The organism is Natrononativus amylolyticus, assembly GCF_024362525.1.
Lineage (GTDB): Archaea > Halobacteriota > Halobacteria > Halobacteriales > Natrialbaceae > Natrononativus > Natrononativus amylolyticus.
In genome coordinates this window covers 168,398-185,161 of the sequence record NZ_CP101458.1, presented here as the reverse complement: position 1 = coordinate 185,161, position 16,764 = coordinate 168,398, and the positions used below count along the sequence as shown (strand labels likewise).

General features: G+C 68.4%; 16 protein-coding genes. 7 read left to right on the top strand and 9 right to left on the bottom strand.

What is annotated here, in order from left to right; genetic code table 11:
- Nucleotides 1-8 precede the first annotated feature (8 nt).
- The 3 genes from NMQ11_RS00900 to NMQ11_RS00890 all read right to left on the bottom strand — a co-directional run bounded on the left by NMQ11_RS00900 (nt 9) and on the right by NMQ11_RS00890 (nt 3,826).
- Nucleotides 9-1,142, bottom strand: coding sequence for an ORC1-type DNA replication protein (locus tag NMQ11_RS00900; RefSeq protein ID WP_255169506.1), 1,134 nt, complete (start codon nt 1,140-1,142; stop codon nt 9-11).
- Between the two features lie 100 nt (nt 1,143-1,242).
- On the bottom strand, nt 1,243-1,779 hold the full coding sequence (locus NMQ11_RS00895; protein WP_255169505.1) for a hypothetical protein: 537 nt from the start codon (nt 1,777-1,779) through the stop codon (nt 1,243-1,245).
- 46 nt (nt 1,780-1,825) lie between these two features.
- Nucleotides 1,826-3,826: a MutS-related protein gene (locus NMQ11_RS00890; protein ID WP_255169504.1), complete on the bottom strand. Its 2,001-nt coding sequence runs from the start codon at nt 3,824-3,826 to the stop codon at nt 1,826-1,828.
- Nucleotides 3,827-4,052: 226 nt separating this feature from the next.
- On the opposite strand from NMQ11_RS00890, the gene NMQ11_RS00885 reads away from it, so the two are divergent.
- Together NMQ11_RS00885 and NMQ11_RS00880 are read left to right on the top strand one after the other, a co-directional pair.
- Nucleotides 4,053-5,024 (top strand): DUF368 domain-containing protein, encoded by a 972-nt coding sequence (locus NMQ11_RS00885; RefSeq protein WP_255169503.1) that lies wholly within the window; start codon nt 4,053-4,055, stop codon nt 5,022-5,024.
- Between the two features lie 62 nt (nt 5,025-5,086).
- A complete protein-coding gene (locus NMQ11_RS00880; protein WP_255169502.1) occupies nt 5,087-5,290 on the top strand; it encodes a hypothetical protein in 204 nt (67 codons plus the stop codon).
- Between the two features lie 67 nt (nt 5,291-5,357).
- On the opposite strand, the gene NMQ11_RS00875 is transcribed toward NMQ11_RS00880, so the two are convergent.
- On the bottom strand, nt 5,358-6,608 hold the full coding sequence (locus NMQ11_RS00875) for a polysaccharide deacetylase family protein (RefSeq protein WP_255169501.1): 1,251 nt from the start codon (nt 6,606-6,608) through the stop codon (nt 5,358-5,360).
- A gap of 348 nt (nt 6,609-6,956) precedes the next feature.
- Entirely contained in the window at nt 6,957-7,517 is a 561-nt protein-coding gene (locus NMQ11_RS00870) for a DUF6789 family protein (RefSeq protein WP_255169500.1), read from the bottom strand.
- A 94-nt stretch (nt 7,518-7,611) separates the two neighbouring features.
- Here NMQ11_RS00870 and larE point away from each other — a divergent pair, with 94 nt between their 5' ends.
- Nucleotides 7,612-8,490: an ATP-dependent sacrificial sulfur transferase LarE gene (gene larE, locus NMQ11_RS00865; RefSeq protein ID WP_255169499.1), complete on the top strand. Its 879-nt coding sequence runs from the start codon at nt 7,612-7,614 to the stop codon at nt 8,488-8,490.
- 54 nt (nt 8,491-8,544) lie between these two features.
- On the opposite strand, the gene tatC is transcribed toward larE, so the two are convergent.
- Nucleotides 8,545-10,002 carry a twin-arginine translocase subunit TatC gene (tatC, locus tag NMQ11_RS20155; RefSeq protein ID WP_425607694.1) on the bottom strand — a complete coding sequence of 486 codons (1,458 nt, stop codon included), beginning with the start codon at nt 10,000-10,002 and terminating at the stop codon, nt 8,545-8,547.
- A 143-nt stretch (nt 10,003-10,145) separates the two neighbouring features.
- Between tatC and NMQ11_RS00855 the strand changes: the two genes are divergently transcribed.
- The 3 genes from NMQ11_RS00855 (at nt 10,146) to NMQ11_RS00845 (ending at nt 13,140) form a co-directional block, all read left to right on the top strand.
- Complete coding sequence (locus tag NMQ11_RS00855) at nt 10,146-12,506, top strand: twin-arginine translocase subunit TatC (RefSeq protein ID WP_255169498.1); 2,361 nt, start codon at nt 10,146-10,148, stop codon at nt 12,504-12,506.
- Between the two features lie 45 nt (nt 12,507-12,551).
- On the top strand, nt 12,552-12,728 hold the full coding sequence (locus NMQ11_RS00850) for a ribbon-helix-helix domain-containing protein (RefSeq protein ID WP_255169497.1): 177 nt from the start codon (nt 12,552-12,554) through the stop codon (nt 12,726-12,728).
- A gap of 61 nt (nt 12,729-12,789) precedes the next feature.
- Nucleotides 12,790-13,140: an SHOCT domain-containing protein gene (locus NMQ11_RS00845; protein ID WP_255169496.1), complete on the top strand. Its 351-nt coding sequence runs from the start codon at nt 12,790-12,792 to the stop codon at nt 13,138-13,140.
- Nucleotides 13,141-13,142: 2 nt separating this feature from the next.
- Here NMQ11_RS00845 and NMQ11_RS00840 read toward each other — a convergent pair whose 3' ends face one another.
- Nucleotides 13,143-13,925: a 23S rRNA (uridine(2552)-2'-O)-methyltransferase gene (locus NMQ11_RS00840; protein ID WP_255169495.1), complete on the bottom strand. Its 783-nt coding sequence runs from the start codon at nt 13,923-13,925 to the stop codon at nt 13,143-13,145.
- 78 nt (nt 13,926-14,003) lie between these two features.
- A complete protein-coding gene (locus tag NMQ11_RS00835; protein ID WP_255169494.1) occupies nt 14,004-14,960 on the bottom strand; it encodes a phosphotransferase family protein in 957 nt (318 codons plus the stop codon).
- A gap of 125 nt (nt 14,961-15,085) precedes the next feature.
- On the opposite strand from NMQ11_RS00835, the gene NMQ11_RS00830 reads away from it, so the two are divergent.
- Nucleotides 15,086-15,829, top strand: a complete 744-nt coding sequence (locus tag NMQ11_RS00830; protein ID WP_255169493.1) for a DNA polymerase sliding clamp — start codon at nt 15,086-15,088, stop codon at nt 15,827-15,829.
- A gap of 47 nt (nt 15,830-15,876) precedes the next feature.
- Here NMQ11_RS00830 and NMQ11_RS00825 read toward each other — a convergent pair whose 3' ends face one another.
- On the bottom strand, nt 15,877-16,737 hold the full coding sequence (locus NMQ11_RS00825; protein ID WP_255169492.1) for an alpha/beta fold hydrolase: 861 nt from the start codon (nt 16,735-16,737) through the stop codon (nt 15,877-15,879).
- Nucleotides 16,738-16,764: the final 27 nt, after the last annotated feature.

Below are 16,764 nucleotides of genomic sequence, written 5' to 3'. Positions count from 1 at the left end.
TCGCAGAGCTACTCCTCGAGGCGATCCAGAATCGCGTCCTTGTCGTAGGATAGCGTGAGCGACCGGGAGCGCCCGCGGCCCTCGATCTCGGCGTAGTCGGCGTCGATCAGCGAGAGCTGATCGAGCTTGTTGACGATCTCCGAGTAGCGGGTGTAGCCCAGACCGGTGTCCTCGTTGAAGGCGTCGTAGACGTCGCCGGCCTGTGCGCCGTCGTTCTCGGCGATCACGGTGAGCAGCGCCCGCTCGTTGTCGGTGAGTCCCGAGAGGCTCCGCGAGAGGTTGATGTACTTCGAGGTCTCGTAGGCCTTCTCGACGTCCGCCATCTCGACGACGCGGCTCGCGCGCATCTCGGCGTTGAGCCCCGCTCGCCGGAGCAGGTCGATCCCCACGCGAAGGTCGCCGCTGTCGGCGGTGAGGTCGGCGACGTGCTCTAAGACGCTCCGGGAGATGACGCCGTCGTGAAAGCCGCGTTCGACCCGCTCGCTCAGGATGCCGACGATCTCGGGCTGGTCGTACACCGGGAAATAAACGTCCTCGGGCCGGAAGACACTCTGGACGCGCGAGTCGAGTTCGTCGATCACCTCGAGTGCGGGGTCGGAGGAGACGACGATGACGCCGATCTTCGCACCGGGGTGTTCCTCGTGGGCGCGAAGCAGCGAGTACAGCGTATCCGAGGCCTCGTTCTCGTAGAAGAGGTAGTTGACGTCGTCCAGAGCGACGACGAGCACGCGGTCCTCCTCGATCAGCTTCTCGGCGATCTGGCCGAACAGCTTCTTGAAGGAGATCCCGGAGGAGGGCGGCTCGTAGTCGAAGGTGCCCTCGAACAGCCGGGAGAACACCGAGTAGCGGGTCGCGTTTACCTGGCAGTTGACCCGGATCGTCCGGACGTCCCGCGTCTGGGCGCCGACCTCGTCGAACAGCTTCTGGATGGAGGTCGTCTTCCCGGTTCCCGGCGGCCCCCGAACCATGACGTTGAGCGGCCTCGAGCCCCGCACGGCCGGGCGCAACGCGTACGTCAGGCTCTGCATCTGTGACTCCCGGTGCTTGAACGTCTCGGGGACGTAGTCGATCTCGAAGACGTGCTCGTTGCGGAACACGGACTCGTCCCACGACAACATCCCCTCCTCGGGATCACCGGGCATTACTTTCACCACGCTGTCGAAGCTACTTAGTTGTTTGCGCGTCTAGGGGTTTCGTTCCCGGTCGGACTCGAGCCGGCGCAGATAGTCGCAGACGCCGCCGTCAGGCCGTCGTCCCGACGCGTTCGTAGATCGCGCCGCCGAGACAGCCGACCGGCACCGCAATCCAGGCCGTCCACACGAACGCGGCGACGCCGAAGAGTACCGCGAGGACGGACGCGCCGGCGGGGTCGCCGCCAGACCAGGACGCCGCGGCGGCGACGGTCGCGACGACGGCGAGCAGAGCGGTGGCGACGAGATACGTCAGCAGAGTCGCCAGCGCGCCTGCGACCGCGCCGGTTTTCGCCGTTCCCGTCGGCAGCACGAACCAGATGAGGGCGCTCACGACGAACGCCGCGGGGACGACGAACAGGAGCGCCTGGGCGGCGATCATCACGAACGCCGGATCGGCGATCTCCAGGGTCGAGCCGAGCGCGGAGAGAACGAGGACGGCGACCGCGAACAGGGCGGCGGCGACCAGCGCGCCGCTCGCACCGGCGTACCCCGCGCCGAGGACCGGGCGGTCGGCGCCGGGCAGACGGCCGGGACCGGCCCGTTTACACGCGGTTCCGAGGCCGTCGAGGATCGATGACAGGACCATGCGCACATGTTAGATGCTTGAACCCATAGCTCTTCGGGCGGCCCGGTCACTCGAACTTCTCGAGGAGGCGCTCGTAAAACGTCTCCCCACCCCGGCCACCTGCGCCGCCGCTTTCCTCTCCCGCCAGTTTCTCGACGATCAGTTCCGGCGTCGACCGCGCCAGGTGGTCCGTAACTGGCGAGCGGTTGACCACGAGTTCGCCGTCGACGAGCCCCACCGCCTCGATGCCGTCGACCGCAACCTCGAACTCGGCCGTCTCGCGGATCTCTCCCGCCAGGTGTGAGACGAACACCGCCGTCGCGCCGTTTTCTGACAGTGCCTCGAGAATCCCGGCGATGATCTTCGCCGAGGCACCGGGTTCGGTGATGCTCTCGAGTTCGTCGACGAGCACCAGCGACTCCGCGCCGCCGTCGGCGAGGGCGGCGAACTCCCTCACCGTGGACTCGAAGGCGCCCGCGTCGAGGGTTCCCTGGGTCTTGGCGTGGTAGTGAAGCGCCTCGAACCGGCGCAGGCGCACCTCGTCGGCGGGGACGGGAAACCCCATGTGCGCCAGCACGACGACAGCGGCAACCAGATCCAGCGTGGAGGTCTTCCCGCCGCTGTTGACCCCCGACAGCAGGGTGACGCCGGAGACCTCGTAGTCGACGGGATCGACCTTCTCGAGCGGTTCGTCGAGCAGCGGCGAGCGACCACCCTCGATCGCGACCCCGTCGCCGGGGTCGAAGACGGGCATCGTACACTCGAAATCGCGGGCGAACCGGGAGACGGCGAGTTCGACGTCTAGCTCGAGAGCGTCCCGGACCAGCCGCTCGGCCCCCTCGCGCTGGGCGGCGAGGTCGGCGGCGAGGTCGCGCTTGAGCCGGGCGGCACGGCGCTCCTTCGTCGCCGACAGCTCCTCACGCAGCCGCGAGATCGTCTCGTCGTCGTACTCGACGGGGAACGTCGGCTCGTCGGAGAAGGCCCGGCGGGCGAGGTCGTCCTCGCCCGACTCGAGAGAAAGCGAGTCGATCAGGTGCTCGCGGGCGGCGTCGACGGCGGCGGCGTACTCGTCGGCGAGTTCCCGCGAGAGCAGCGAGTCGACGCCCGCGCCGCGCTCGACCAGCGAGAGCAGGTCAGCCCCTTCGATGGTGACGTCCTGTTCGCGGATCGCCTCCCGAAGCCGATCGTTGGCGACGCTTTCCGCCGTGCTCGCGGCGGTCTCGAGATCGTCGACCGCGACGGACAGCCGGTCGAGTTCGTCGTCGCCCGCAACCGTGCCGTCGGCTGCGAGCCGCTCGAGGCCGTTCTCCAGAGCCTCGAGGTCGCAATCGGCCTCGAGGCCGGCCGCACGGTGGACCGCCGCCGCGGCCCGGATCGAGTCGCGGTTGCGGGCGAAGAAGGCCAGGGGGCGCTCGGGGACGATTTCGGCGGGGGACTCGAGGGCGTTCGGCCGGACCCGGACGTCGCCCTCGAGGTCGATCCCCGAGAACGCCTCGTCGATCGCGATCACGGTCGCGTAGCCCCGGGCGAGCTCGGCGAGCCCCTGGGCGTCCTCGACGACCTCGACGGAGAGTTCGGGGACCGCCTCGCGGGCCTCGGCGTAGCGCTCGGCGTCGGCCGTCGCCAGACACCGATCGCGCACGCGAACGTCGCCCGGTCGCTCGAGCGGCGTGACGTCCTCTAAGGCCGCGAGCAGGTCGGGGGTGGGCTCGCGCTCGAGCGCGTTCCTCGTAACGGCCTGGGCCTCCTCGATGCGCGACCGGCGCGCGCTCGGGTAGAACGTCTCGAGGCGCTGGGCGCCGTAGCGGGTGACGGTGCGCTCCTGGCAGAGGCCGAGGACGGTGCGGTAGATCTCGCGGGCGCGGTCGGTCGCGAGGAAGCCGCCGGGGTCGTCGTGCTCCCGGCGGATCGCGCCGCGGGCGATCCGGGCCGCCCGACCCTGGCTGATCCCCGGCGCTCGCGCGATCGTGGCGACGTCGCCGCTTCGCAGCGCCCGCTCGGGCTCCTCGAGTTCCGCGAGCGCGCGGGCGGTCTTCTCGCCGACGCCCGGAATCGACTCGAGTTTCATCGACTGTGGTATTACAGGCGACCGAGAAAAACCTCTCGCCCTCGAGACAGTCAGTCGGGTGGCGGGCGACGGACCCGAGTTCGACACTGGAGACGGAGCCGCGCGCCTCGAGTCGAGGTGGTGTGATTTATGCCGGTCGACCCGGAGTGTGTAGCTATGTGCGTACGCCGACGGTTCCCCTTCCTACCGATCGCCGAGACCAGCGTCCCTCGAGGAGCGTGTCGAGATGGGCTATAACGTCCACGAACGGGTCCTCGACCACCTCGAACTGTTTCGCGTCTACGTCTACGGGCTCTGTATGGGTACCGCCGACGCCCTCCCCGGCGTCTCCGGCGGCACCGTCGCGCTCTTGCTCGGCTTCTACGGGCGGCTGCTCGCCGCGATCACCGCGATAACCCCCGGTCGGATCACCGACGTCTGCCGCGGGTACGACCCCGCACGCCGGGGCCGCGCTCGAGAGGCGCTGACCGAGATCGATCTGCAGTTCCTGTTACCGCTCGGCGTCGGGATGGTGACCGCGGTCGCGATCATCGCCGAACTCGTCACCATGCTGGCGGAGAGCAACCCCGTCGCGCTCTCGGGCTTTTTCACCGGATTGATCGCCGCGTCGGCGATCGTCCTCTACCGGGGGCTGTCGGTCACGTCCCTTCTCGAGGGCGTGGCCGTCGTCGCCGGCGTCGGCTTCGCGCTCCTGGTCGGCAGTGGCGTCCTCGAGATCCCCGGCAGCGGTCCGGTCGTGATCTTCGTCGCCGGCATCTTCGCCATCAGCGCGATGATCCTGCCCGGCATCTCCGGAGCGCTGATCCTCGTGTTGCTCGGCCAGTACGTGGTGCTCTCGGGGGAACTGAGCGCGCTGACGTCGGCCGCAGCCGGGCTGGTGAGCGGCGGTTCGCTCGCCGCGCTCGTCGATCCGGGCACCTCCGTGCTCCTGTTCGTCACCGGCGGGCTCGTCGGGTTGCTCACGATCGCGCGCGTCGTCCGCCGCGCCCTCGAGTGGAACCGGGAGCTGACGCTGCTGTTTCTCGTCAGCCTCATCGCGGGCTCGACGCCGGCGCCGCTTTTCAACATCAACGACATGGTCGACGGCGCGTACGTCTGGACGACCGACGGGTACGTCGCCGCGGCCGTCTGGGCGCTCGTCGGCGCACTCGCCCTGTTCGCCCTGGATTATCTCGCGGGCGGGTTCGATCCCGAGTGAACCGATTCGGCGCTTGCGCGTTCCGGCGTGGTCGTTATCCCGCCAGGGCGCCTCGATCACGTATGGCACTCACCCGATTCCTCGGCTCGAAGGCGACGCGATCGTTCACCGTCGTCACCGTCCTGCTCGAGGCGAAACGCGCGTTCGACCGCAACAACACGCCCCGGGCCGTCCTCTTGCTCGGCGTCGCAGTGCTGGCCTGGAAGTGGGCGCTGATCGGCATGGCCGCACAGGGGCTCCTCAAGGTGCTTCGAGCCGGCAGATAACGACGAGAGCGGCCGGCGAGCGGCGCCGGCGGTTTGGAGGGCCGAATGCGAACGGGCGTGATAGCCCTCAGAGGACGTACTCGTTTTCGACGTCGGCCGGCGTGATGACCTCGAGGTCTCCCGCCTCGACGAGCTCTGTGAGGTGTGAGAGCATCGACTCGAAGTCGTCGGTCGACTCGAGCTGGTAGTACGAGAGCGCCGTGATGCCGCCGAACTCGGCGGTGATGTCGAGGACGTGTCTGGCCCGATCGGCGTCCGGCGATGACACCTGGGCGCACAGCACCGGGTTCGTCACGTACCCCTGCGGGGCGTAGTCGCCGACGAACGCCAGGTCGTAGTGCTCCCTGGCGAGGTCGAGCGTCTCGCCGTCGTAGGCGCCCGAGGGGTACGAGAGGTAGCCCGCGCCGTCGTAGCCGTTGTCCTCGAGCCACGCCCGCGAGTCGGCGAGTTCGTCCTCCTGGCTCCGGCCCTCGAGGGAGGTCAGCGAGTTGCCGTGGAGGCTCTGGCTGCCGATCAGCCAGCCCGCGTCCGCGAGGTCGTCGAGCTGGTCTCTGGTCAGCCGGCTGCCGTCGTGATCTGACGAGTCGCGGATGCGAGCCGTCGGGACGAACGCCGTCGCGGGGTAGTCGTGCTCCTCGAGCATCGGGAGCACCGTCTCGTGGTGAGACTCGTACGCGCCGGGGAACTGGAGCATCACCTTGCCGGTCTCCGGACGCGGGACGAAGTGGAGGTCGTCGACCCACATCCGGCCTTCGGCCTCGTCGCCGGTCCAGAGGACGATGTGGACCTCGACGATCTCGCTGAGGTCCGGATCCTCCTGCATGTAGTCGATGCCGAAGTTGATCCGCTCGAACGGGAGGTCGCCCTGGAGGCGCTGGCGGTAGACCGCCTTGCCCCGGTCCTCGTCGTACAGCTGGATGACCGGCGTCACCGGCATATCGGTGGCGATCGCCAGACCGGGCATCATGTCCGAGCAGTCCACCGACTCGGAGAACGTCCGGGAGATCCGGACCTGGCCGTCGGACTCGCTGGCCTCGAGCAGCGCACACTGGGAGCCCTCGTAGGACTGGCTGTCGTCGACCGACATCGACCCCATGAGGACCTCCCAGTTCGCCAGGTCCTCGAAGTCGTCGAACGTGTGGTCCTCCTCGGGGTCGTCCGGTTCGTCGGTGCCGTCGTCCGAGCCGGTGTCCGGTTCGGTGTCGTCCCCGTCGTCGGAGTCGTTAGAGCTGTTCGTTGGGTCGTCACTGTCCTCGGAGCTCATACAGCCTGCGAGCGCCAGTGCACCCGCCGTGGCGAGATAGGTTCGTCGCTTCATTGCGTCGATGCTGAATACCACGGGGTGCGACGATTGTTATGAGCCGATTGGAGATCGGTAGCGACGGCCTGTGAACACGATCAGAGCCCCGCCGAACACCCGTCGTGCTCCGAGAAAATCACCCCCGTGGCTGCGTACGTACGTCCTACCGACGGGTTCGGACCGCCTACCGGTTCGGTTACCACTAGCGTTTCCCGACGATTACCGATGCTACTTTTCGACCAGATCCACGGTCTCGACGGTCGCGGCGTCCGCGACGAACCGGGTGCGTTCCGACGGCCCGTCAGCGTCGAAACCTCCGCATACGCGCGGGTCTCCGCAACTCGATCCGAGCGAGTCCGGCTGCGATCAGTTCTCCTCGTCGTACTCGTACTCCTCCTCGGGGTCCTCGACGCCCTCGGTTCGCGAGCCGACCCACGCGCCCAGCGAGAGCCCGTAGACGAGGTGTGCGGCGTGAAACAGCGCGAGTTCGTCGGCCTCGAGTTCGATGTCGAGGAGCTCCTTCAGCATGAACTGCGAGCCGAACGCCGACAGCCCCATCCCGTACACCGCCCCCCAGACGAGCCCCCGCTGTTCGGGTTCGATCGACCGCTCCGCGTCGAGGAGCGCGAACAGGCCGCCGAACACCGCTCCCGCGGAAACCCCGTAGACGAGGTGGAGAACGAGCCCCGCCACCGGGTGGTCGTCGGCGTCGCCCCCGCTGACGTACCGCGCCCAGAAGTTCGCCGACGGCGGCAGCGACCGGAGGATGGGAAGACGAAAAGCGGTCATGATCAGCGTCGCCACGAACCCCGCCTGGAGCCCGCGAGCCGTTGCGTAGGCGACGTGTTCTGGGCGCGATCGCCCCTCTCGAGTCGGCGCCCCGGCCCGCGCGTCGTCCGTTCCCCGCTCGCTCGAGCGTCCGAACATGGTCTCCGGCAGCTACCACGAGAGGCCCCTTAACTGTCGACGCTGCAGGGACGCGACAACGCGCTTTTGCCCGCGCACCGCGAAGGAGCGCGGTATGACCACGGTCGAGGCGAAACTCGAAGCCGCCCGCGCCGACCTCGCGGACCGAACCGGCGTTCTCGTCGCTTTCTCCGGCGGCGTCGACTCGAGCGTCGTCGCCGCGCTCGCCCACGACGCCCTCGGCGAGGACGCGGTGGCCTGTACTGCGAAGAGCGAGACACTCCCCGCGGCCGAGCTCGCGGACGCCAGACGGGTCGCCGGGGAGATCGGCATCCGCCACGAGGTCGTCGAGTTCTCCGAACTCGACAGCGACGCCTTCGTCGAGAACGACGAGGATCGCTGCTATCACTGCCGGACGATGCGACTGGGACGAATGCTCGAGAAAGCCCGCGACCTCGGGATCGACACGGTCTGTGACGGCACCAACGCCGACGACCCCGGCGCGGGCCACCGCCCCGGCCTGCGAGCTGTCGAGGAGCTCGATATTTCGTCGCCGCTGCTCGCCCACGAGATCACCAAAGACGAGGTGCGAGAGATCGCCGACCGCTACGACCTCTCCGTGGCCGACAAACCCGCGATGGCCTGTCTCTCCTCGCGGATCCCGACCGGCCTCTCGGTGACCGAAGACCGGCTCAGCCGCATCGAACGCGCCGAGAGCCTGGTGCGCCAGTGGGGGTTCGAGGGCTTTCGCGTCCGCGACCACGACGGCCTCGCACGGATCGAAATCGCGCCCGACGAACTCGAGCGGGCCCTGGAGATCGAGTTCGTCGAGTCGATCCGCGACCCGCTCGCCGACCTCGGCTTCGACCACGTCACCCTCGACCTCCACGGCTACCGCACCGGCAGCGTCAGTCCGGCCGCGGCCGAATCCGACCCGGCAGAGCCGCTCGTCGAGGACGTCTTCAGCGCCGAGTACCCCTCATCGAACGACTGAGACGGTCTGCCGTCCCGATTTGCCGAGACGCCACACTCTCGAGGTCGGTGGGGGCTACTCCCGGCCGACCCACTTGAGGACGAGCAGCGTCCCCTCGAACAACATGATCATCGTGAGCGCGACGAAGATGGGCGCCATCATCGTCGGGTCCATCGTGAACATGAACGCGAGCCCCGCGAACGCGGCCCAGAAGTAGAGTCGCTTGTCGGCGAGCCAGCGGCGGGTCGTCACGCCCATCATGATCGCGAGCATGATGAACAGCGGAATCTGGAAGACGACCGCGAGAAAGCCGGTGAGCGTGATTATCAGGTTGAACGTCTCGCCCAGCGCGTAGGCGATGTTCGCACTCCCCTCCGAGTAGAAGGTGAAGTACCGGAACAGGATGGGGAGGATGAGAAAGTACGAAAACAGCATGCCGAGTCCCGCGAGGATCACACTCGTCGGCACGGCGGCGAGGTAGTACTTGCGCTCGTTGGGGTACAGCCCCGGCTTCATGAACAGGTACGTCTGGTAGACGACCATCGGTAAGGCGGCCATGATCCCTAGCAGCGCGGCGACCTTGATCCGGGTCAGCCACAGCTCGAGCGGGTGGTAAACGTGGGGCGGCCGGAGCTCGCTGTCGGGGATGACGTCGGCCCAGATGATCGCGATGGCGTCCGACGCCCACAGCAGCCCGAGGGCGGTGAACGCCGAGCCGACCAGAAGAACGACCGCGAGCCGCATGATCATCTCCTCGATGTGATCGGCCAGCGGCATCTCCTGGTCGTCCGGCGGCGTCGAGATACCGCCGATGTCCTCGTCCGGATCCGGGTACGTCGGCTCCTGAGCCGGCCCCTCGTTGTGGTCGCGGACGACGCCCTCGCCGTCGGTTTTCGCCTCGGGCTGGTCGTCTTCGGGGGCCGCCGAAACGTCGTCGTCGGGTGCGGACGGGAGGTCGTCTCGCTCGCGCGGGTTGTCGGCTTCGGCGGGCTCGAGCGACGTCTCGTCGTCGCCCGCCGCCTCGTCACCGTCGTCCGCCGCCTCACCGTCCGCGTCGTGTTGGGCTCCCGGCTCCGGGGCGCTCGAGGACTCTCGCTCCTCTGGCGGGCGCGGCGCGTCCGCCGCCGGCGCGTCGTCCTCGGGAGCGTCGTCGACCTTCTCGAGCCCGCCGCTCGAATCGGACTCCGGGTACCGATCGGCCGGCTCGAACGGGTCGGTCTCCCCGGGTTCGGGCTCCGGCTCGAGTGCGACGGGTTCGTCCGTCTCGGCGTCAGCGTCGCTGGATTCCGTAGCCGTGTCGGGTTCGTCGGCCGAGTCGGGCTCGTCGGCGTCAGTCTCCGCAGCCGTCTCGGAGTCGGCCTCCGGCGGATCAGGGTCGTCGGCCGCTTCGGACGGGTCCGGCGGCTCCTCGTCGCCGGTTTCCGGCTCGTCGCCGTCCGTCGGAGCCTCGTCGGCGTCGGGTCGCTCCGCGGGCGACTCCCGTGGCTCCTCGGGCCGGTCGACGTCTGCACCCTCCTCCGACTCGTCCGGCATCTATCGGGATATAGATAGGCCACTCGTTATAGGCCTTTTTCTTACGCCCCCCGCGAGACGGCGCCCGCGGCCGGATCGCCGCCCCGCAGCGCGCAGACACACGAAAGGTTGATAACTGGATGTAAGCTACCCACGAGCAGTCAATGAGTTCTGCCGTCGACGAGGACACCGCCCGCGCGATCAACAGCGGCCGGGAGACACTCGGCGCCGTCTTCTCGAGCGCGCAGACGCACCTCCAGAAGGTGTTCATCGTTTTCGTCATCGGCTTCATGGGGACGTTCTACGCGCTGCGGATCTGGGTCTGGGGCTTCCTCGAGGCGACGGCGAAAGCCGAGATGGCTCAGCACACCGCCGAGGCGACCGACCTCATCACCCGAACGCCGTTCGAAGTGATTCTTCTGCAGGCGAAAATCGGGATGGTCGTCGGCGTCATCGTCGCGATTCCCGCCTTGCTCTACTACTCGCGGGACGCGCTTCGCCGCCGGGGCGTCGAGTCCGTCGTCCCGATCACGAAAACCTACCTCGTCCTGTTCGGGCTGACGTCGATCACGCTCGCCGTGCTCGGCATCGTCTACGCCTACAGCATCTTCTTCCCGTACGTCTTCGACTTCCTCGCGTCGAACGCCGTCGAACTCGGCGTCAAACCCAGCTTCGGGATTACCGAGTTCACCGAGTTCATCGCGCTACTGACGATCTCGTTCGGACTGGCCGCCCAGCTCCCGCTATTCATGGGCGTCCTCTCGTACACCGAGATCGTCCCCTACGAGACGTTCCGGGACAAGTGGCGCCACGCCATCGTCGGCGTCACGGTCTTCGGCGCGCTGTTCTCGCCGCCGGACCCGTTCACGCTGATCATGTGGGCGATGCCGATGGTCGCCCTCTACGTGCTCAGCCTCGGCCTGGCGAAGGTCGTCACTAACATCCGCCGGCGCGGCGCCGCCGAGGCCGCCGGCGGAACCGCGCTGATCAAGCGCCGACTCCTCCAGTTCGGCGGCGGGCTCGCGATCGTCTTCGCCGCCGCCGCCGCGTTCATCCAGCTCGACGGCTTCCGCTACCTGGACCGGACGGTTCACTCGAGACTCGCCCCCGAGATCCCGTATTACCCGCGTGGGGCGACACCGTACCGGCAGGCGGTCCAGGACACGGCCGCCGCCTACGGCGAACTCGGGCCGGTCGTCATCGGCGCCTACGCCGCGCTCGCGATCGGCGGGGCGCTGCTCTTGCTCTACACGCTCGCCGTCCTCCGCGGGCCGGTCTACCCCCGCGAGTCGGCGATCCGTACCGGCGACCCCGAGGAGATCGACCTCGAGGTTCTCGACGCCGAGGCGATCGAAGCCGTCCCGCCGCAGGTCTTCCTCGCGATGGAAGAGGAGGAGGCCCTCGATCACGCCCGTACGGCGATGTACGACGACGACAAGGAGAAGGCCCAGGCGATCCTCGACCGCTACGACACCCTCCAGGCGGCACAGGAGGGCGACGGCGAGACGAGCGAAGGCGGCGAGACGGCCGGGGCCGGCGCGTCCGGTGGCTCCGCGGCGGCCGGCGCGGAGGAAGAAGAGGGAAGCTTCCTCTCGAGCACCGCCGCTGGGATGCTCGATCCGTTCACCGAGGAGGAGACCACCGAGGAGGACGTCGGCGGCTACGCCTACGACCTCGTCTTCATCCTGAACAGCCTGACCTCGAAGATGTTCCGCATCGTCGGCACCTTCCTCGTCGTGATGGCGGCGACGTTCTTCTGGCTCTACCAGGGCGGGGTGCGGGACGTGCTCGTCACATTCCTCGACCGGATGCCGGAGGACGTCCTCCACGAGGTCGCCATCCGCAACGACGTCGATCCCGAGGGGATGGAGCTCAACGAGCTCATCAACCAGATGGACATCGTCATCGCGCTCCACCCCGTCGAGGTGCTGATCTTCGCCGTGAAGGTGAGCGTGCTCGCGGGGGTCGTCGCCGTGCTCCCGCTGATCCTCTACTACGGCTGGCCGGCGGCCAGAGAGCGCGGACTCGTGCGGGGCGACGAGCGGGTCTTCCTCGTCTGGGGCGGCACCTTGCTCGCCGGCTTCGCCGTCGGGACCTACCTCGGGTTCTTCTGGGTCGCCCCCGCGGTCATCTCCTACCTCGTCGCCGACGCGATCAACGCCGGGATGACCGTCTCCTTCCGGATCAAGAGCTTCTTCTGGCTCGTGATCTTCACCACCGTCGGGATCGGCTTCCTGTTCAACATCATCGTCACGATGGCGCTGTTCCACGTCGGCGGCATCGTCAACTACCGGACGATGCTCAGGGGGTGGCGGCCGGTAATCGTCGCCATCTTCACCGTCGCCGCGTTCGTCAGCCCGCGGGGGATCCTGACGATGATCCTCATGGCGCTGCCGGTGGCCGTCACCTACCTCCTCGGCCTGGCGGTCCTCTACGTGCTCACCGGCGGTGGCCGACTGTTCGGCGGCGGCCGCGGCGGCACCACGGCCGACCCCGACCCCGAACCGGGCGCCGCGGCCGAGTAGCGGGCAACCGACGGCTTAACGGCGGTACTGTGCGAACCGACAGCCATGCCCAAAATCAGCGTCGAAATCCCGCAGGAACTGCTCGAGGACCTGGACGAACACGTCGGCGACGACGGCAAGTTCGTCAACCGCAGCGACGCCATTCGGGCCTCGATCCGCAAGACCCTCGACCTGCTCGACGAGATCGACCAGCGCCACGACCGCCTCGAGGACGGCGAGTAGTCGTCCTCACCGACGCACGTCCCATCACAACGTACTTTTGGGCTGGTGACAATGGTCCGACATGGACAGCCGAGGCAGCCTCCCCTTCTACGCGATGCTGGGATTCGTGCCCGCGATCGTCCTCGCGGTCAACGCCCCGCTGCTGTTCGCGTTCAGCGCCGGCCTCGCTTTCGTCGGCTGGCTGCTCGTCCGGCTCGACGTGCTCGAGGCCTATCGGATGGAGCCGGAGTCGGCCACCGGATCTCGGGACCCGCTCGAGGCGCTCCAGACGGCGTACGCGACCGAGGAGATCGACGAACGGGAGTTCGAGCGCCGGCTGGACCGGATCGTCGAGTCGACCGACGCCGCAGAGCGGCGGTCGGAGTCGACCGGGTCCGACTCGACGCCACAGCGCGACCTCGAGCGCGCGTAGGCTCAGCCCCGCTCGAGGCGCTGTGCGAACCCGAAGTGTGGTTTGACGTCCTCGACGCGAACCGTAACGGTTTCGCCGGCCTCGGTGCCGGGGACGAACAGCCGGAACCCCTCGACGGAGGCGATCCCGTCGCCCTCGCTGCCGACGTCGACGATCTCGACCTCGAGCTCCTCGCCCTCCTCGAGGGGGGCGGTGAGCCGCCCCTTCCCGAGCAGGTAGATCTCGGAGGACTCCTTGCGGGAGGCTTTCGGACTGGTGGCGCGGACGTACTGGAACTCCTCGCCGATGTCCGCCCGGAGGTCGTCGACGTCCGGCCCCTCGAACACCTTCACCGCGAAGTTACCACCGGCGCCCAGCAGGTCCAGGGCGGTTTCGAACGCCATCCGCGCGAGGTGCAGCGAGCGCGCCTGATCGAGGGAGTACTCGCCGGACATGTTGGGCGCCATGTCCGAAACGACGCAGTCGACCTCGTCGCCGGCGATCTCGAGGACGCGCTCGCGGGTCCGGTCCTGAGTCATGTCGCCGCGAACGGTCTCGATGCGGTCGTCGTAGGACTCCTCGAAGCTCTTGATCCGCTGGAGGTCGACGGCGATCACGGTGCCCTTCGGGCCGACCTTCTCGGCGGCGACCTGAGTCCAGCCGCCGGGAGCCGCCCCGAGGTCGACGACGGTGTCCCCGCCCTCGATCAGGTTCTCGAGGTCGTCGAGCTGTTTCAGCTTGTAGGCCGCCCGGCTCCGGTAGCCCTGCTGTTTGGCCCGGTTGTAGTAGTCGTCCTTTCGGCTCATGGGGTCGGTAGCGCCTCGAGTCGGATACGCGTATCGTTCACCGGCGAGAAACCGCGACAGTGCTCCTCGAGGCCGGCGTCAAAGCGCCTCGAGGCGCCGATCCAGCTCCGCCTCCAGCCAGGACTCGAGTTCGTCGGTAGGTTCGTCGACGAAGGCGACCACCTTGTCGAAGAAGCCGGAGACGCCGAGCAGCCGGACGGCCTCGTAGATCGGCCGCCGATCCTCGAATCCCGCCGGGAGGCTCCCGGCTTCCGCGCGGTAGCCCGCGTGGAGCGCCCCGACGAGCTGGTCGGACGCCCGCTCGCGAAGCGAGTCGAGTTGCTGGTCGCGCACCCGCACGAGATCGCGGGCGGGGTCGCCGACGTGGGCGAGTTCCCAGTCGAGGAGGCCGATCTCACTCCCCCGGCGAACGCAGTTCGGCCTCGCCGGATCGCCGTGGAGCAGCGCCGCCGGCGCCGCCTCGAGGCGCCCGCGGTTCGACTCGACGGCCGCGATCACCCGGTCGAAGTGGTCGTCGAACCGGGAACAGGAGGCGATCGCGCGCATCTCCTCGACCGTCTCGACGAGGACGTCCGTCCACGGGGCGGTCTCGAGTTCGAGGCCGTCGCTCCCGCCGCCGGCGACCTGTCCGTGGTCCTCGAAACGGTGGCCGTGGACCCGGCCCAGGGCGGCGCCCACCCGGCGGGCAAGCGCGGTTCGCTCGTCCGGATCGGCGTCGGCCCACAGGCCCAGCAGTCGGTCGCCCGCCATCGCCTCGGTGAGGAGGTACGGGACGGCCCCCGACGGATCGCCCGCGAGAACGGACGGAACGGGAACCGTCCGCCGGGCGTCGAGGTAGGTGATCACCGCCCGCTCGCGCGCGATCCGGCTGCCGTCGCCGCTCGCCGCGACCTTCAGGTACGCCGCGGTGCCGTCGGCGAACTCGACGGCGACGGTCCGGTTGGTGTCGTTCCAGGAGGGGCCGGCCTCGCTCACGGTCGCGACCTGTCGGTCGGGGGCAGCGGCCTCGAGGGCCGTCGCGAGGAGAGCGTCCATCGTACGGACGACGTGTCAGGCCGCAAAGATCCTTTGGGTCCCGGCGGCGACGACAGTCACCGCCCGCTTCACTTTCACCGCACAAAGGGTGGCTTTTTGTACCGACCGTTCGTAGCCCGTCCTATATGTTCAAGGCCATCGTGAGCGCGGCAACGCTCACCAGCGCGCTCGACTCGGTGAGCGTGCTGGTCGACGAGTGTAAGATCCACTTAGAGGAAGACGGCCTCCAGATTCGAGCCGTCGACCCCGCCAACGTCGGGATGGTCGACCTCTCGCTCGATGCCGCCGCGTTCGAGTCCTACGAAGCCGACGGCGGGCTGATCGGCGTCGACCTCTCGCGGCTCGAGGACATCGCGGGGATGGCCGAATCCGGCCAGCTCATCCAGCTCGAACTCGACGAGGAGACCCGCAAGCTTCACATCCAGATCGAGGGGCTCGAGTACACCCTGGCGCTGATCGACCCCGACTCGATCCGCCAGGAGCCCGACATTCCCGAACTCGATCTCCCCGCGCGGGTCGTCCTCGAGGGGAAGGACGTCAACCGCTCGGTGAAGGCCGCCGACATGGTCTCCGATCACATCGCGCTCGGCGTCGACGAGGCCGAGGAGTACTTCTACGTCGACGCGGAGGGCGACACCGACGACGTCCACCTCGAGCTCACCCGCGACGAGCTGATCGACCTCCAGACGGGGTCGGCACACTCGCTGTTCAGCCTCGACTACCTGAAGGACATGAACAAGGCGATCCCCGGCGACGCGGAGGTCACCCTCGACCTCGGCGAGGAGTTCCCGATCAAGCTCTACTACGGCTTCGGCGAGGGGCAGGGACAGGTCACCTACATGCTGGCCCCGCGCATCCAGAGCGACTGACCGACGCGCCGATTTTCGCGAGCGGTTCGTGACTCTGAGCCGGCGGCTCACTCACCCGTCTCGAGAAACGCCAGCAGCCGTTCGGTCACCCGGTCGTCGTCCTCGATGAAAAAGAGGTGGGAGCCGCCGTCGAACGTCTCGAGGCGGGTGTCCGGAATCTTCTCGGCGAGCAGCTCGCCGTTCTCGACGGGGACGACACGATCGTCCGTTCCGTGGAGCACCAGCGTCGGCACCCGTATCTCCCCGAGGCGGTCGCCGACGTCGTGTGCGAGGGCGGCGCCGCCTTGAGCCTCGCGGGCGGGGTCGCTCGCGTCCTGCTCGAGGCGCCACTCGACGATCCGGTCCATCAGGTGGGGGTTCCGATTGGTAAAGCGCTCGGTGAAGGCGGGGCGCATCCGGTGGCGGGCGACCTCGCGCTCGCTCGCCCCCTTCGGGGTGGAGCCGAGGTGCGCCATCGTCTCCTCGGGGATCGCCAGCGCGTCGGAGCCGCCGTGTGTCGTACAGCAAAGCGTCAGCGTCTTCGCTCTCGCGTACTCGAGGGCGTACGCCTGCGCGACCATGCCGCCGAGGCTCGCGCCGACGACGTGGGCCTCACGAACGCCCGCGTCCTCGAGGACGGCCTCGAGGTCGGCGGCCATCCCCTCGACCGAGTAGCTGAGCGGCCCCGCGAGCAGCGCCGCGCGGAGTTTGCGCGGGAGTTTCGGAACGACCGGCGGCAGTCCCGCCTCCGAGCGGCCCGTTCCGCGGTTGTCGGGGGCGATCACCTCGTGGTCGCCGGCGACCGCCTCGCGCTGCCAGCGCCACATCCACCGCCCGTAGCCGAGTCCCTGCACGAAGACCACCGGCACGTCCTCGCCGTCGTCGCGTTCGTAGTAGATCGACACGCCGTCGCTGGTCGCCCGTGGCATACGCCCACCGACGTGTCGAACCCCCTT

What these genes read in the sequence shown, in the direction of transcription:
- NMQ11_RS00900 (WP_255169506.1), bottom strand. Translation starts at nt 1,142, where the DNA reads ATGCCCGGTGATCCCGAGGAGGGGATGTTGTCGTGGGACGAGTCCGTG.
- NMQ11_RS00895 (WP_255169505.1), bottom strand. Translation starts at nt 1,779, where the DNA reads ATGGTCCTGTCATCGATCCTCGACGGCCTCGGAACCGCGTGTAAACGG.
- NMQ11_RS00890 (WP_255169504.1), bottom strand. Translation starts at nt 3,826, where the DNA reads ATGAAACTCGAGTCGATTCCGGGCGTCGGCGAGAAGACCGCCCGCGCG.
- NMQ11_RS00885 (WP_255169503.1), top strand. Translation starts at nt 4,053, where the DNA reads ATGGGCTATAACGTCCACGAACGGGTCCTCGACCACCTCGAACTGTTT.
- NMQ11_RS00880 (WP_255169502.1), top strand. Translation starts at nt 5,087, where the DNA reads ATGGCACTCACCCGATTCCTCGGCTCGAAGGCGACGCGATCGTTCACC.
- NMQ11_RS00875 (WP_255169501.1), bottom strand. Translation starts at nt 6,608, where the DNA reads ATGAAGCGACGAACCTATCTCGCCACGGCGGGTGCACTGGCGCTCGCA.
- NMQ11_RS00870 (WP_255169500.1), bottom strand. Translation starts at nt 7,517, where the DNA reads ATGTTCGGACGCTCGAGCGAGCGGGGAACGGACGACGCGCGGGCCGGG.
- larE (WP_255169499.1), top strand. Translation starts at nt 7,612, where the DNA reads ATGACCACGGTCGAGGCGAAACTCGAAGCCGCCCGCGCCGACCTCGCG.
- tatC (WP_425607694.1), bottom strand. Translation starts at nt 10,002, where the DNA reads ATGCCGGACGAGTCGGAGGAGGGTGCAGACGTCGACCGGCCCGAGGAG.
- NMQ11_RS00855 (WP_255169498.1), top strand. Translation starts at nt 10,146, where the DNA reads ATGAGTTCTGCCGTCGACGAGGACACCGCCCGCGCGATCAACAGCGGC.
- NMQ11_RS00850 (WP_255169497.1), top strand. Translation starts at nt 12,552, where the DNA reads ATGCCCAAAATCAGCGTCGAAATCCCGCAGGAACTGCTCGAGGACCTG.
- NMQ11_RS00845 (WP_255169496.1), top strand. Translation starts at nt 12,790, where the DNA reads ATGGACAGCCGAGGCAGCCTCCCCTTCTACGCGATGCTGGGATTCGTG.
- NMQ11_RS00840 (WP_255169495.1), bottom strand. Translation starts at nt 13,925, where the DNA reads ATGAGCCGAAAGGACGACTACTACAACCGGGCCAAACAGCAGGGCTAC.
- NMQ11_RS00835 (WP_255169494.1), bottom strand. Translation starts at nt 14,960, where the DNA reads ATGGACGCTCTCCTCGCGACGGCCCTCGAGGCCGCTGCCCCCGACCGA.
- NMQ11_RS00830 (WP_255169493.1), top strand. Translation starts at nt 15,086, where the DNA reads ATGTTCAAGGCCATCGTGAGCGCGGCAACGCTCACCAGCGCGCTCGAC.
- NMQ11_RS00825 (WP_255169492.1), bottom strand. Translation starts at nt 16,737, where the DNA reads ATGCCACGGGCGACCAGCGACGGCGTGTCGATCTACTACGAACGCGAC.